We start from the raw sequence: 14,021 nt of genomic DNA on the forward strand, positions 1-14,021 counted from the left end.
TAAAAAATATGCATATAAAAACCAAAATAACCTTTGTTTACCACCAGGAATTTCAGGCAAAAACAGCACATGAGTCACTAAAACCAGATAATATGGATTTTATTGATTCTCATATTGATAATAATCATCTAATTTATGAATTAAAAGGGAATTCTTTGAGAACTATTTTGGCAACTGTTGATGATCTGATATTTTGTGAAATGATGTCAGAAAAAATTTTAGATTCAATCTAATAAAGGAAAATTAATTATTTAAAAAAATTTTTAAACAGATTTATAAAATTATTATTTGTTAGAAGGTGATTTAAAATGAAATTTAAACTTAAAGGGAAAATCACGTTCAGTAAAGATGCACAAGAAGCTGAAAAAGATATTGAAAAGTTTATAGATTATGCTAACCATGACCTCTTTCAAAAAGGGGTTCCTGAAGAACAAAAAGAGGATGCCTCCTACATAAAAAACTGGAATTTAGAGGACAATACACTACATATAACCATTGAATCTGGAAGACGTGGAAGGGCTCATGATGCACTTTTACGGATGAAAAAACCGTTACTACAAATTATGGGACCTAAATATCATGTGGGGGTAAGAAAGATTCATGTAAGTGAATATGAAATCCAGATACCTACCACTAGAAAAATCGATCTAAGCGACATGCCATATGTAGCTGAATTTGAAACTATAGATGACGTGATCATTATCAAGTTCCAGGACTTGGAGGAAGGAGACCTTAGAAGACACGTGGTTGACCGGGTAATAAAACAGGTGCTGGCTGAAACTGAAAAAGATACGGTTACAACCGAAGGTCCCAGTGATATCTTAACTAAACAGGTTACCAAAATAGAACCCGGCACAATAGTATCCAAAAGCCAAAAACAAAAGTTCTTTTTTGAAGGCGACGCCACAGAAGAGGCTGCAAAACTGGGATGGGTCAAGAAGTTTCCAGGAAAAGGACAATGGTTCTACGGACCAAAGCTTATTGCCTTACAACGAACCATAGAAGAGATATTTCTGGAGGAATTAGTCTACAAAATGGACTTTGTAGAGTGCATGTGGCCTAAACTGATACCAATTCCAGTGATGAACAAAATGCGTTACCTTGAAGGACTCCCAGAGGGAATGTACTATTGTTCTGCTCCCCGTAGAGACCCTGAAATTTTTGAAAAGTTCAAACAAGAAGTTGTAATTAAAAAAGACGTTCCAATTGACCTCTTAAAAGAAGGGCTTAAAGATCCTTCCTATGTCCTAGCACCAGCCCAGTGTGAACCATTCTACGAATTCTTCTCTCACGAAGTAGTTGATGAATCAGAATTACCCATAAAGTTTTTTGACCGTAGTGGCTGGACATACCGATGGGAAGCTGGAGGAGCCAAAGGACTGGATCGGGTTCATGAATTCCAACGAGTGGAACTGGTATGGCTTGGAAAACCAGATGATGTGGAGAAAATAAGAGACACCACTGTGAATATATCCCAAAAAATCGCCGATGATATGGAACTGGAGTGGTATACAGAAGTGGGCGATGATCCATTCTACCTGGAAGGCCGAAAAGTGGAAGAACGAGGAATCCAATTCCCAGATATTCCTAAATATGAAATGAGACTTGTTGCGCCTAATCAAAGTAAAGGAGTTGCTGTGGTATCCGCTAATGTACATGGAACTCATTTTACTGAAGGATTTTCCATCAAAGAAGCCCATAAACATGTTCTGTGGACTGGTTGTTTGGGTATCGGTATTTCCCGGTGGATATTTGGATTTTTAGCTCAGAAAGGTTTTAATCCAGAAAACTGGCCAAAAGATGTAAAAGAAAGAGTTAACGATGTTAAAGTGCCAAAGATCTTAACCTGGCCTTAAATAAATCCGATAAATAAGTTTTTAATTTAAAAATAAATAAAAAATTAAAAGGAATCAATGATTATTCCTTTTTTTCTTCTTCAATTTTTTCTTCTACTTCTTCAGCAACTGTAGATTCTTCTTTAGCTTCTTCTGCAATCTCTTCGGCTACTTCTTCCGCACCTTTAACTTCTTCAGCTACTTCTTCAGCTACTTCTTCGGCTACTTCTTCCGCACCTTTAACTTCTTCAGCTAGTTCTTCAGCTGCTGCAGCTTCTTCTGCCTTTTTCTCAAAGACATCGGTAAATTCCACTTTTTCAATACCTTCAATGTTTTCCCAAACATCACGTGCAATGCGGAATCTGGCAAAAGTTATGTCCATGTAAGGTTTTTGATCAAAGCGGGCCATTTCATCCATTTGTATTACGACTTTACCATCTTCTAGTTCTATCTGGGTTTTATCCAGGTCTAAATTACCGGCAGGATAGTGTAATTCTATCATGCTTTTGATCTTGTCCATGTCATCATCAATTATCTTTTCAACCTTAACATCGTAAACCAGATTTTTACCTGCTAATTCATGGTTGAAATCAACGTTAACTCTTCCGCCGCTTATACTTCTAATGATACCATTATGTCCTTCTGAAGTTATGGTCATTCCCACGTATGGTTTTATGTTCTGTTTTTTAAATTCTCGCATAGGGACCAGTTGTATGAGTTTAGAGTCTCTTTTACCAAATGCTTCTTCTGGAGTTAGCTCCACGATTTTTTCTTCGCCTTCATCCATGCCCACTAAAGCTTCATCAAGACCTTTTAATACATGGCCACCTGCCACTACTATTGGTATTGGTCCGTAATTTTTATTTTCAACAAGTATTCCTGCCTCTTCTGCCACACTTTCAATTGTGGTGTCAAAAACATCACCTGTTTCCTTTGTTTTTGCTGTATATTCTAATCTTATAAAATCTCCTTCTTTCACTGCCATATCTCTAGCCTCCTGTGTGTTATTTTTTCATTAAACTTTTTTAAAATGTTTTTATTTTTGAAATTTAATATTCTTATTATAGATGGATAAGAATCTATATATTTTGATATTTGATCCTTATTTATTCTTGCCTCTAATGATGATAAAATCCTTTGCTTATAATGACGGCTGAATCCCCATGAAATAATTTTTTCAATCTCCTCTAAACTTTCAAAAGGACGCCCTTCAATCATATTCTGGGCAGTAACATCATTGATAAGATTCAATGAAGCTAAATCATCCAAACTACTTTGGTTTACAACTTCCAGTATTCTCTCCTGGTCCCTTATATCATTTAGGGGTGCTCGATTATTCGCTATTTCTTCTTTTAAAACTGCAATAGTTTCAGATGGTAACATTTCCTTAGCAGATTCAAAATCGCCATTGGAAACGAATTGTCTGATTTTTGTGCCGCTGACTCCTTCCACACGTTTTACAAATATGAATTTATCCTTAAAGTTAAACCCAACCTTTTTCAGAGACTTGGAAAGGGATACTATTACGTAGTTATCTTCATCCAGTTTTCCCTCTTTTAAGACTTTTTTACTTTCCACATCAACGAACTTGTAGGGTTTAGGGGCGACTGCCTTACCCTTATTTATATGTTCTAATATTTCATTAAAGCCTTCTACTGGTTTATATCCTCGGGGGATGAAATCCGTGTTTAAAGCTTGAAACATTTTGGCTAAACACAGCGAATATTGTCCGGATCCCATAATACCCATTGGTGGTCCTTCTACTACCACGTCCGCCCCCACATTCACCGCGGCCTTAGCACGGGCCTGGCGTGTCATTATATAGGGCATACCCCTACCATTTCGCTCGAAAAGTCCGGGAACCACTGCAACAAAAATGGCATCTGGCTCTTTTTCCTTTGCTTTCATCATACAGTGGCGGTGACCAAGGTGCAAAGGAGAATATTCCGTGAAATCAGCCATTATCTTAACTGTGCCAGTTGGTTCCTGCAACAAAGGTTCATTACTTAGATCATCAAAGAATATTTTCCTATCCCGTTTAATTAAATCTCTGATAAAATCAGTTTGTGATACCATAGACACACACATACCATTATGTAAATTTTGGGATAAAATATTTATTATCAATATTATTATAGAACTGACTCTTTTTTTAGAAGATTTTAACTTAAGCGTTAATTTAATTTATCATGACTACGTTTAATTTCAAAAAATATATAGACTGGATTTTATAATATCTTACTGAGGACTTATCATGAAATTTAAACATCTAATCACTATTCTTGTATTTGTTATAGCTGTTATTTCAGTATGTGGATGCCTAGAAAGTAAAAAAACCTTTGAAGATAATGAAATATCCTTTGATTATCCATCCCAGTGGAAAACAGGCGAAGTTATGGACCTGCCTGGAGCCATTATTAGTGTTAGAAATGGAAATACAGATGTTATCATATCTAAAAATAAAATGAACAATAGTTCTAGTTTAAAAGATTATTACAACAATTTTAAAGAGAATAATAAAAAAAGTTTAGTAAAATACTGTTATGAACTCATATCCGAGAAGACTCTGAAGGTAGATAATACCGACGCTTATGAGATAATTTATAAAATTGGATGCAATGATACTCAAACTCGTCAACAGCATCGAACTATTTTCACAGCAAAAAATGGCTATCTATATACTATATCTTGTACAGTTATACCTCCCGAAGAATTTGATAATCAAAAAAATGATTTAGACATTATAATTGAAAGTTTTCATGTGAAATAATGTTTTAAACAAATGGTGTTTTAATGATGGACCTGTGCATTGTAAACTGCAAAATACCTCCCATGAAATCAGAATGCTGTATAACTGTGAATAATGGAAAAATAATATCCATTAAAAAACTTCCAACAAAAAGTGATGATATAATTGATTTGAAGGGTAAAACAGTTTTGCCAGGATTGATAGATGTTCACGTCCATCTAAGAGATCCTGGGTTAACTGAAAAGGAAGATTTTAGAACCGGAACCATGGCAGCGGCGCATGGAGGATTTACCACAGTTTTTGACATGCCCAACACCCTCCCCCCTACAAATACTGTTGATGCATTTTGTCAGAAAATGGAGATAGCTCAAAAGAAAAGTTTAGTAGATTATGGTTTGCATGCCGGTGTTGGAGATCTGGATGAAATAAAAGAAATTGCCAAACTGAAACCAGTGTCTTTTAAAATTTTTATGGACCTAATAGACAACAAATTCTTAATAGAATCTTTCCAGCAAATATCAAAGTTAAAATATAACCCTATAATTTCTTTGCATGCGGAAGATGGTAACATTGTCCAGTACTGCACCTCTCAAATCATGAAGAAAATTGATTTAAAACCTGAATTATATGCAAAAGCCCGGCCCCCATTGGCTGAAATAATATCTTTATCCAATGCCATTGAAATGGCCAAATACATAGGAAATAAAATTCATATTTGTCATTTGAGTACAATAGAATCCTTAAAATTAGTTAAAAAAGCTAAAAAAGAGGGTTGTGATATAACTGCTGAGATAACACCTCATCACTTATTTTTAAACTCGGATTATCTCAGATTGAAAGGTAATTTTGCTAAAACTAATCCTCCTCTTCGTTCAAATAAATATAAAATTGGAATAAGCCAACTAGAGGAACTAGATATGATTGGAACAGATCACGCACCCCATAGAATTGTTGAAAAAAATCAGGACGTTTGGAATGCTCCACCAGGTGTTCCTAATCTGGAAACTGCACTTCCACTTCTTTTAACTGAATTTAATAGGGGAAATATTAGTCTAGAACTTATTAAGAGATTGTTGTGTGAAAATCCATCAAAAAGATTTAACTTAAAAAGTAAAGGTTTCATAAAAAAAGGGTTAGATGCAGACTTTGTAGTTGTGGATTTGAAAAAAGAGGGAATTATAAATCCAGAATATTTTAAATCTAAGGCAAAATATTCTCCTTTTGAAGGATTTGAAATTCAAGGAATGCCCGTCATGACACTGGTCAGAGGTAAAGTGGTAATGAAAGAAGGAGATATTTTTGAAAATAAGGGAAAATTTGTTTATGATTAACTTTTTATTATTCTTTTAATAAACTTCTTTTTTTAAAATTATAGAATTGAATATTCTACCAAAAATTAGATGGATCAAATCTTTTTGAAAAAAATTTATTTAGACAGTTAATTACAATTAAATGAAATTAGGTGATAAAATGTGTGAATCAAGTGTTTATAGTACTGAAGGCTCACTGATAATGGAAGATGTTATCTATATCAAAATTGACAATGCAAAAATAGATTTAACTGATATTTTAAATCAGAAAAAAGAGCTAAAAGGTAAAATTGTTGAGATGGATCTTGAAAAGCATAAAATCTATGTAAATTTAGAATAAGGATAAAAATTGCTGAAAAATAACTCAAATTTGGGTTAAGAATTAAAAAATTATTTTTTTAGATTTAATATTGAGTTAAGATATTCTTAAAAAAATAGATAATACTGATTTAAGAAAATTCTTAAAAAAAAATAGATTTTGGTGGAAAATCCACCATTAAAAAATTTTTATTTTTGATTTTACTTGAGGAATAGTGCTCCTTTTGGACATGCAGGTATACATTGGTCACAAAGTATACAGAACCCTTTGAGGGGTACTTTATCATCTGTGAGTTTCAGCATGTTGTAAGGACAGACTTCCACACAGTCTCCACATTCTGTACATTTTGCAGGATTGTACTGTATTCTTTTACGTTTTTCAACTTTTCCATCAATGACTTTGTCCATATCCACTAGGGTTAAGGCGTCATTTGGGCAAGCTACAGTACAGGCACCACATCTTGTACACATGGCAAATGATGGTTCTGAATCCACCTTTTCCTCGCCAGGAACTTGCATTCCAGTTTTAGTTACGACTCTTATGGCATCGTTGGGACATATTTGTGCACATGCTCCAATAAAATCACATTTTTCTTCATCGTATACTAAACCTTCATCACTGGCAGGCGTTGCTGGTTCGAGTTCGACTTCTAAGTCTATAGCATCTACTGGACAGATATTTTCGCATAAACCACATGCAGTACATATTTCTGGTAATTCTACAGTTAAATTAGATGGATTAACTCCTATGAAGTCACCAGGACATGCTTCCACACACGTGTTACATCCTATACAAGTATCTGCGTCCAAATCGAATTTGATGATTTCTTTTCCACGTTTTACTGGCTTTTTACCAGATATGAATACTGCATTCCATGGGCAGGTCTGAGAACAGATTCCACACTTGATACATGTATCTTCATCAATTTCTATGGTGCCACCTATCTCTGGGAGAGTTATGGCATTAACTGGACATTCATCTACACACATCCCACATCCAACGCAATCTGCGATGTAAATAGGGCCTTCAATTTCCAGTTCAACTGTTTTAGGTTCTTTAACTCCTTCAACCCCTATAACTTCAACTGGGCAGATGTCAACACATTTTTGACACATTACACAGTATCCTTGAAGTGGAACTTTTTCAGCCTTTCCACCACCTAATTTCAAGGTTTGTGGTGGGCAAACTTCTACACATTCTCCACATTCATCACATTTTGCAGGGTTGAAGACTATACGACCTTGAACATTTCCTTCCTCATCTAAGACCATATCTTCAAGTTTCAAGGCATCTTGTGGACATACTTCTACACATTTTGGCTCCCCTCCACAGATATCACAGTATATCACATCTTCTGGTGATACTTCGATTGCTGCGGTGGGACATGTGCCTTGACATGCTCCACATCGGATGCAGTCTTCTTTGTTGACTACTATCATTTTTTATTCACCCCTGGTGAATTAAATCTTTTTGACGAGATGTCCGTCACTATCAAATACTTCAAGGGTTGATAGTCTCATTTGACTGTCTAATTGGTGGGTTGCACAGGATAGACATGGGTCGTATGCTCTTATTACCATTTCCATCAAGTTGAAAATACTGTCGTCTACTTCAACACCTGGTTTTATGTAATCTTTAGCTACTTTTTGTATACCCATTTCCATAGCTGGGTTGTTTTGAATTGTGGCTACTACAATGTTTGCTTTGGTAACTAAACCATTCTCATCACAAGCATAATGGTGAGTTAAAGTTCCACGAGAAGCTTCAACAATACCTACACCTTCTCCAGCTGTTTTTTCTAGAGCTTCTGGGAATTTTTGTCCAGATAAATCTCCTTCAAGAGCATCAGCAGCACATTCTGATGCAGCTAATAACTCTATAAGTCTTGCCCAGTGGTATAGTAATGGTTCATGAGCATATCCAAAGGTTTTCTTGAAATCTTCAAATTCTGCTTGAGCTAATGGGGCGGCATCAGGCATTTTATCAGCTACATTTAGCCGGGACAATGGACATACTCTGTAAATACCATCAGGATATCCTAAATCTTTAATGTATGGGAATTTTAGCCAGGAGTATGGTTTCACATGTTCTGCAATGTAGTCAAGGTAATTACTGCAATGGAATTCTGCATATATATTACCTTCCTTATCTTTCATACGTACGTCTCCATCGTACATATCCCAAACACCATTTTTAACCAGACCAGTGTGATAAGTTTCTATATAACCAAGAGTTTTTACCAAATCAATATTTTCTTCAAATATTGGTTTAGCTAGTTCTAATGTAGCTTGAGACAATTCTACATTTCTTTGCGCTTTTTTAAGAAGATCTTTTTGAGTTTCATCATCTAGACTAGTGGATATTCCACCAGGAGTAGATGAAGTTGGGTGAATAGGTCTTCCACCAGTAGCTTTAATAAGATCTAATGCATTTTTTCTTAACTCAATTGCTTGAAGAGCTACATCTGGTGCGTCTTTTATGATTTGGAATACATTTCTGGTTTTTCTATCTTTTCCTGCAATAAAGTCAGGAGCTGCCAGGAAGTAGAAATGCAAAGCGTGGGAGTGCATGGTGGAACCCCAGTTCATAAGTTCCCTCATTTTGTAAGCAGTTGGGAGTATATCTTCAGCTTCGAATCCAAAACACATATCCACTGCCTTTGCAGCTGCAAGGTGGTGCTGTACATCACATATACCACATATACGTGGTACCATACGTGGTACTTCTTCTATGTTTCTTCCTTGCAGAAATTTTTCAAATCCACGGAACTCCATTACGTGTAGTTTAGTGTCCTTGACGTTTCCTGCATCGTCCAAGTCCACTGTAATTTTTGCGTGACCTTCAATTCTGGTCACAGGTTCCATTTTTAATTTAACCATTTATTTACCCTCCTTTCTTATTTTAGCGGGTACAAGGGCCGCTGGGAGTGTATAAGTGTAGAATGTTCCTACAATATCATCTAATTGTTCAGCCACTTCTTCAGGATCCACGGTTTTATCTCTTTCTACACCGAAGTCAGAACCAATAGCACTTATCATTTTTGCACCTTGGTCTACTACGTTGAAAGTAGGTCCGTAGCATCCCTGACATCTAATACCTATACTTGGGCATTCTGCTCCACAGATAGATATTGTGGCAGGTCCGTTACATACTAATCCTTGTGGTATTAAGCATAATTCTGGTTCAGGTTCTCCCAGTTCAAACTGACGTAAAATTTTATCCATGGCCAATCCTTCTGGTGGTTTTTCCCTAGGACAAACTTCACATAAGTTAGTTGTAGGTACTTCCACAGGTTCTCCTTTCAGTAAAGCCATTACTACTTCAGCTACTACATCAGACCGGGGTGGACATCCAGGTAAGGCTATGTCAACGTCTATAACTTCAGCCAATGGTCTAACCCTGCTTTCTAGATGTGGTATTTCCTCAGATGGGATAACATTATCCGGGTTAATTGTACTTTCTGAATTTTGGTATGCCTCTTCTATGAGTTCTTCTGGAGTGTGTAAGTTACCCATTCCAGGTATTCCACCGTATACTGCACAAGTACCAAATGAAACAACAAATTTTGCTTTTTCTCTGATCTTTTCAGCTAATTCCCTGTTTTCATCATTTCTAATACCGCCAGTAATTACGGCAACGTCTAGTTCTGGAATTTCATCATACTTAACATCCATTAAAACTGGACAAAATTCAAAATCTGCTAATTCCATAACATCTATTAATGCTTCATGAAGATCAGCAATGGATAAGTGGCATCCTGAACATACACAAAGCCAGTTTGTTCCTATTTTTGCTTTTTCTGCCATTTATAATCCTCCGTTTATGCCTCAACTGCTAATTGTTCTTTTAGAGGAGATGGGCCAAGAGCGGTTATACGATCTACCATCATTTTTACGGTTTCAGCAAATTTTTCTCCTTCTGATGCTGATATCCAGTCGTGGTATATCCTTTCTCTTCCAATGCCTATATCTTCTGCTAGTTTGTATATTAATCTCATTCTTCTATCTAGTTTGTAGTTTCCTGCGTCGTAGTGACAGTCACCATGGTGACATCCTGCAACGATTACACCGTCTGCACCTTCTCTGAAGGCCTTAAAAATAAATTGCGGTTCGATTCTTCCAGAGCACATTACTCTGATTACACGTACATTTGGAGGATATTGCATCCTTGCTGTACCTGCAGTGTCTGCTCCACCATAGGAGCACCAATTACAACAAAACATTACGATCTTCACATCATCCTCAGCCATAGAGTTTCCTCCTTGCTTTTATGCATGTACTATCAATTGTACTATTCATTTTATTATGTACCATTAATGTACAGTATATGGATATAAAAGTAGTAAGTATAAAGATTACTTATAAAACAAAGTCGAAAATTTTATATATGTGAACACGGTTTTTTGTTTTCGTAATATTCCATTTAAAGCGTATAATAAGAATTATTCCTACCTATTTATCTTTAATTACAAGTCATGATATTGTTATTAATTTTTATAAGAATTTTATCTTAATTCAGATATATTATTACAAAAAAATTATAAAAAATTATTGATTTTCAAATAATTTAGATTATTACAATATGATTAATAAATTTAGTGAGTTATATATAAAATAAAATACAAAATAGCAGATAGTTAATGGAATTAAAAGCAATATTTACGGTGGTGATTAAGCTGCTACTTGAAATAACTGATCTAGCAGTTGAAGTAAGTGGAAAAGAAGTTTTGACTGATGTAGATTTGTATATAGATAAAGGAGAAACTCACGTCCTTTTAGGACCCAACGGAGCAGGTAAGAGTACTTTATTTATGAGTTTACTAGGATTTCCTAAATACAAAGTTACTCGAGGAGAAATCTTATTCAAAGGTGAAAATATAACCAATCTTTCAACCACAGAAAGAGTGAGGATGGGAATCGGGGTAAGTTTCCAAAACCCTCCTGCCATAAGAGGGGTTAGATTAGAAGATATATTAAAAGTGGAAAGTGGTGTTGGAGAGGACGCTGAAGAACTTACTCCCGAAGTTATGGAACTTGTATATAAACTAAAATTTGATGAAAAATTCTTAGAAAGAGACGTGAATCTTGGATTTTCTGGAGGAGAAGTAAAAAGATCCGAAATTTTACAGTTACTAGCCCAGAAACCTGATTTTATCATGTTTGATGAACCAGATTCAGGAGTAGACATTGAAAATGTGGAATTACTAGCAGAAGAAATCAATAATCTGTTGGAAAAAGAGAAAAAAATTGGTTTAAGAGAAAAATCGGGTCTTTTAATAACTCATCTTGGTTACATATTGAATTTTGTAAAGGCGGATACTGCTCATGTGCTAATGGATGGTAGAATAGCATGTTCCGGGAACCCAACTGAAATCTTAGAAGATATTAGAAAAGAAGGATTCAAGGGGTGTGTAGAATGCTGCGGGATACACTAGAAAAGGCCGAAAAAGCTAAAGAAAAGAAAGCTCTTTATGGTACAGACATTGATTTAGAAAAATTTATAAAAGAAGAAGCAGGAGAACACGAAAAAGTTACCAAAGCCCAGGAAGTGCCTAAAAAAGTTCAGGAAAGTCTCTTAAAAATTGGAGTAGATCCCAGTGAAAAAGAAAGATCTGGTACATTTATCCAAGTTGATCAAAGTGGAGTCTGCACAACCTGCGCATCCGAGTCCGTGGAAATAATGGGTTTGAACGTGGCTTTAGATAAATATGGATGGTTAAAAGATTACATGTGGAAAGCCGTAGCACCAGATACAGATAAATACACTGCACAAGCAGCTATTAGAGAATCAAAAGAATATCCTAGTGGTTATTTTATCAGATCTATGCCGGGTTCAAAAGAAGTATTTCCTCTGCAAGCATGTATGTTTATTGGTGATGAAAAGGTTATGCAAACTGCCCATAATGTTATAATCGCTGAAGAAAACTCTGAATTACATATTATAACTGGTTGTGCAACGGGAGAAGATGTAAGTTCAGCGCTGCATGTGGGGGTATCTGAATTTTACTTGAAAAAAGGAGCAAAAATTACTTTCACTATGATACATAATTGGGCAGAACAGGTAGAAGTTCGTCCCCGGACCGGAATAATGGTGGGAGATGACGCCACCTACATTAGCAATTACATACTCACCAGTCCAGTTAAAAGTATCCAATCGTATCCTACTGCTTACTGTACTGGAGAAAATTCAAGAGTAGTGTTCCAATCCATTCTTGGTGGTCAAAAAGAATCTGTCTTGGATTTAGGATCTAGGGTATTTCTGGAAGGGCATGGTTCCAGTTCAGAAATGATTTCTCGGGCTGTTTCCAAAGACCAATCCCAAGTATATGCACGTGGTCACTTAGCAGGACGAACACAAAATGTAAAAGGCCATTTGGAATGTCATGGTTTGGTTTTGTCTGATGATTCTATGATTTACGCAGTTCCAGAACTGGAAGGTAGTGCTACAGAACTGGAAATGTCTCACGAAGCAGCAGTAGGTAAAATAGCTGAAGAAGAGGTGCTCTATCTAACTTCGCGTGGTCTTTCAGAAGAAGAAGCTGCTAGTATGATTGTCCGTGGATTTTTAAGTATGGACATCACGGGTCTGCCACCAGAACTTGCAGCTGAAACCAAAAAAATGATTGATATGAGCTTGAAGGGAATGTAAAACCTTTAAACTCATTAATTTTTCAAAATTCTTTTTTAATATTCTATTTTTTTATTCAACAATTATTTCATTGATATTTCTCATTACATGTAAAATTAAAAAAATGAAATCTATAAAATATAAAAAATCTGGGAAAAATAGTGACAACTTAGATTGGACAAAATAATCAGTATAAACTATAATTAATTACTTAAGAAAAATTTTTAGAAGGCGAAGAATTATTCTGATATTATGATAAATTCGCCTACTTTTTCAACTTTTCCAAACGGTACTAATAGGAATTCTCCTTGTTTTTTAGCACCTTTAACATTAACATTTCGGCCTTTTTCTACTTTAATGACTACTTCAGAAATTTTTCCTGTTTTATCATTTATTATTAATTCTTCCAACTCCCCCAGTATTCGGGCGTTGTCTGTGGCAACTTGATAGCCCTTAATTTCACTCCAAATCTTCTCTTCCCCTTTAATTGGTTTCCTCTCTTCAACCATCGTATCACCCTAAAAATTTCTCTATGAGTTTTATATCCTCACAAGTATTAATATTTAAAGCAAGTTCAATTTCACTTAAGATAAGAACTTCCTCATCTTGTATCTTGTTTATACACCTCAATATATTTAAACCTGAGGGTACTATGCCGTCAAAAACCATGGATGGTTTCAAATTATAATTTTCAAAAATTTCTATAGGTAATGCTACACACATTGCAGGTTTACCACATTTTTCATATTCACCTAAAACATGATCAATTAATGAACTGGATATTAAAGGTAGATCTGCAGTTATGGTTAACAGAATTGAATCAGGAACTAATTTAGATATTATAAAGGCCAAATCTTCCACATAACCTTTTCCAGGCGTTTCAATTGTTTTTATTCCCCTTTTTTCAGTGAATTCTCTTGTTTTCGGTGTATTTTTTGTTGTGGCCACCAAAATTGAGTCTACCTTCTTAGAACTATCTACTGCATTCCACACATGTTCAATCATTGGCTTGCCACTTATCTTAATGAGAGGTTTTTCTTTTGGGTATTTCATCCGAGTACCCTTACCCCCCGCCATTATTACAGCATTTATCATCTTACCCTCATTAAAATCAATATTGTCAACTACTCATAATCTAATTGATACTCGGATTGATAATTAATTTTTAACTTTAAATTATT

The 14,021-nt window shown here is 35.4% G+C and carries 15 protein-coding genes; 7 read left to right on the forward strand and 8 right to left on the reverse strand.

What is annotated here, in order from left to right:
• Positions 1-8 precede the first annotated feature (8 nt).
• Together CIT01_03510 and serS are read left to right on the forward strand one after the other, a co-directional pair.
• Entirely contained in the window at positions 9-233 is a 225-nt protein-coding gene (locus CIT01_03510) for a hypothetical protein (protein AXV37332.1), read from the forward strand.
• Between the two features lie 75 nt (positions 234-308).
• Positions 309-1,856 (forward strand): serine--tRNA ligase, encoded by a 1,548-nt coding sequence (gene serS, locus CIT01_03515; protein ID AXV37333.1) that lies wholly within the window; start codon positions 309-311, stop codon positions 1,854-1,856.
• A 61-nt stretch (positions 1,857-1,917) separates the two neighbouring features.
• Here the strand turns inward: serS and CIT01_03520 are convergent, their stop codons facing one another.
• Together CIT01_03520 and CIT01_03525 are read right to left on the reverse strand one after the other, a co-directional pair.
• On the reverse strand, positions 1,918-2,820 hold the full coding sequence (locus CIT01_03520; protein AXV37334.1) for a peptidylprolyl isomerase: 903 nt from the start codon (positions 2,818-2,820) through the stop codon (positions 1,918-1,920).
• Positions 2,811-3,911, reverse strand: coding sequence for a hypothetical protein (locus CIT01_03525; protein AXV37335.1), 1,101 nt, complete (start codon positions 3,909-3,911; stop codon positions 2,811-2,813). Before CIT01_03525 ends, CIT01_03520 begins: the two co-directional genes overlap by 10 nt.
• A gap of 178 nt (positions 3,912-4,089) precedes the next feature.
• On the opposite strand from CIT01_03525, the gene CIT01_03530 reads away from it, so the two are divergent.
• The 3 genes from CIT01_03530 to CIT01_03540 all read left to right on the forward strand — a co-directional run bounded on the left by CIT01_03530 (position 4,090) and on the right by CIT01_03540 (position 6,234).
• Entirely contained in the window at positions 4,090-4,605 is a 516-nt protein-coding gene (locus tag CIT01_03530) for a hypothetical protein (protein ID AXV37336.1), read from the forward strand.
• Between the two features lie 23 nt (positions 4,606-4,628).
• Positions 4,629-5,915 (forward strand): dihydroorotase, encoded by a 1,287-nt coding sequence (locus CIT01_03535; GenBank protein AXV37337.1) that lies wholly within the window; start codon positions 4,629-4,631, stop codon positions 5,913-5,915.
• A 139-nt stretch (positions 5,916-6,054) separates the two neighbouring features.
• Positions 6,055-6,234: a hypothetical protein gene (locus CIT01_03540; protein AXV37338.1), complete on the forward strand. Its 180-nt coding sequence runs from the start codon at positions 6,055-6,057 to the stop codon at positions 6,232-6,234.
• Between the two features lie 179 nt (positions 6,235-6,413).
• Here the strand turns inward: CIT01_03540 and CIT01_03545 are convergent, their stop codons facing one another.
• The 4 genes from CIT01_03545 to CIT01_03560 are packed head-to-tail and all read right to left on the reverse strand — an operon-like array spanning position 6,414 to position 10,462.
• Positions 6,414-7,652, reverse strand: coding sequence for a ferredoxin (locus tag CIT01_03545; GenBank protein AXV37339.1), 1,239 nt, complete (start codon positions 7,650-7,652; stop codon positions 6,414-6,416).
• Between the two features lie 21 nt (positions 7,653-7,673).
• Positions 7,674-9,092, reverse strand: coding sequence for a Ni/Fe hydrogenase subunit alpha (locus CIT01_03550; GenBank protein AXV37340.1), 1,419 nt, complete (start codon positions 9,090-9,092; stop codon positions 7,674-7,676).
• Complete coding sequence (locus CIT01_03555) at positions 9,093-10,019, reverse strand: F420-nonreducing hydrogenase (protein ID AXV37341.1); 927 nt, start codon at positions 10,017-10,019, stop codon at positions 9,093-9,095. It abuts the gene before it with no gap.
• A gap of 14 nt (positions 10,020-10,033) precedes the next feature.
• A complete protein-coding gene (locus CIT01_03560; GenBank protein AXV37342.1) occupies positions 10,034-10,462 on the reverse strand; it encodes a methyl-viologen-reducing hydrogenase subunit delta in 429 nt (142 codons plus the stop codon).
• Positions 10,463-10,888: 426 nt separating this feature from the next.
• Here CIT01_03560 and sufC point away from each other — a divergent pair, with 426 nt between their 5' ends.
• Positions 10,889-11,647: a Fe-S cluster assembly ATPase SufC gene (gene sufC / locus CIT01_03565; GenBank protein AXV38710.1), complete on the forward strand. Its 759-nt coding sequence runs from the start codon at positions 10,889-10,891 to the stop codon at positions 11,645-11,647.
• Positions 11,629-12,861, forward strand: a complete 1,233-nt coding sequence (locus tag CIT01_03570; protein ID AXV37343.1) for a hypothetical protein — start codon at positions 11,629-11,631, stop codon at positions 12,859-12,861. Before sufC ends, CIT01_03570 begins: the two co-directional genes overlap by 19 nt.
• 218 nt (positions 12,862-13,079) lie before the next feature.
• Here the strand turns inward: CIT01_03570 and CIT01_03575 are convergent, their stop codons facing one another.
• Complete coding sequence (locus CIT01_03575) at positions 13,080-13,349, reverse strand: photosystem reaction center subunit H (protein AXV37344.1); 270 nt, start codon at positions 13,347-13,349, stop codon at positions 13,080-13,082.
• A gap of 4 nt (positions 13,350-13,353) precedes the next feature.
• Positions 13,354-13,935 carry a TIGR00454 family protein gene (locus CIT01_03580; protein ID AXV37345.1) on the reverse strand — a complete coding sequence of 194 codons (582 nt, stop codon included), beginning with the start codon at positions 13,933-13,935 and terminating at the stop codon, positions 13,354-13,356.
• Positions 13,936-14,021 lie beyond the last annotated feature (86 nt).

Origin of the sequence: Methanobacterium sp. BRmetb2, from assembly GCA_003491285.1 — an archaeon.
In the GTDB taxonomy this organism is placed as follows: Archaea; Methanobacteriota; Methanobacteria; order Methanobacteriales; family Methanobacteriaceae; genus UBA117.

Bases quoted from the DNA above. Each gene is read 5' to 3' on its own strand.
- CIT01_03575 (AXV37344.1), bottom strand. From the start codon at position 13,349: ATGGTTGAAGAGAGGAAACCAATTAAAGGGGAAGAGAAGATTTGGAGT.
- CIT01_03545 (AXV37339.1), bottom strand. From the start codon at position 7,652: ATGATAGTAGTCAACAAAGAAGACTGCATCCGATGTGGAGCATGTCAA.
- CIT01_03525 (AXV37335.1), bottom strand. From the start codon at position 3,911: ATGGTATCACAAACTGATTTTATCAGAGATTTAATTAAACGGGATAGG.
- CIT01_03535 (AXV37337.1), top strand. From the start codon at position 4,629: ATGATGGACCTGTGCATTGTAAACTGCAAAATACCTCCCATGAAATCA.
- CIT01_03560 (AXV37342.1), bottom strand. From the start codon at position 10,462: ATGGCTGAGGATGATGTGAAGATCGTAATGTTTTGTTGTAATTGGTGC.
- CIT01_03555 (AXV37341.1), bottom strand. From the start codon at position 10,019: ATGGCAGAAAAAGCAAAAATAGGAACAAACTGGCTTTGTGTATGTTCA.
- serS (AXV37333.1), top strand. From the start codon at position 309: ATGAAATTTAAACTTAAAGGGAAAATCACGTTCAGTAAAGATGCACAA.
- CIT01_03580 (AXV37345.1), bottom strand. From the start codon at position 13,935: ATGATAAATGCTGTAATAATGGCGGGGGGTAAGGGTACTCGGATGAAA.
- CIT01_03510 (AXV37332.1), top strand. From the start codon at position 9: ATGCATATAAAAACCAAAATAACCTTTGTTTACCACCAGGAATTTCAG.
- CIT01_03550 (AXV37340.1), bottom strand. From the start codon at position 9,092: ATGGTTAAATTAAAAATGGAACCTGTGACCAGAATTGAAGGTCACGCA.
- CIT01_03530 (AXV37336.1), top strand. From the start codon at position 4,090: ATGAAATTTAAACATCTAATCACTATTCTTGTATTTGTTATAGCTGTT.
- CIT01_03540 (AXV37338.1), top strand. From the start codon at position 6,055: ATGTGTGAATCAAGTGTTTATAGTACTGAAGGCTCACTGATAATGGAA.
- CIT01_03570 (AXV37343.1), top strand. From the start codon at position 11,629: ATGCTGCGGGATACACTAGAAAAGGCCGAAAAAGCTAAAGAAAAGAAA.
- CIT01_03520 (AXV37334.1), bottom strand. From the start codon at position 2,820: ATGGCAGTGAAAGAAGGAGATTTTATAAGATTAGAATATACAGCAAAA.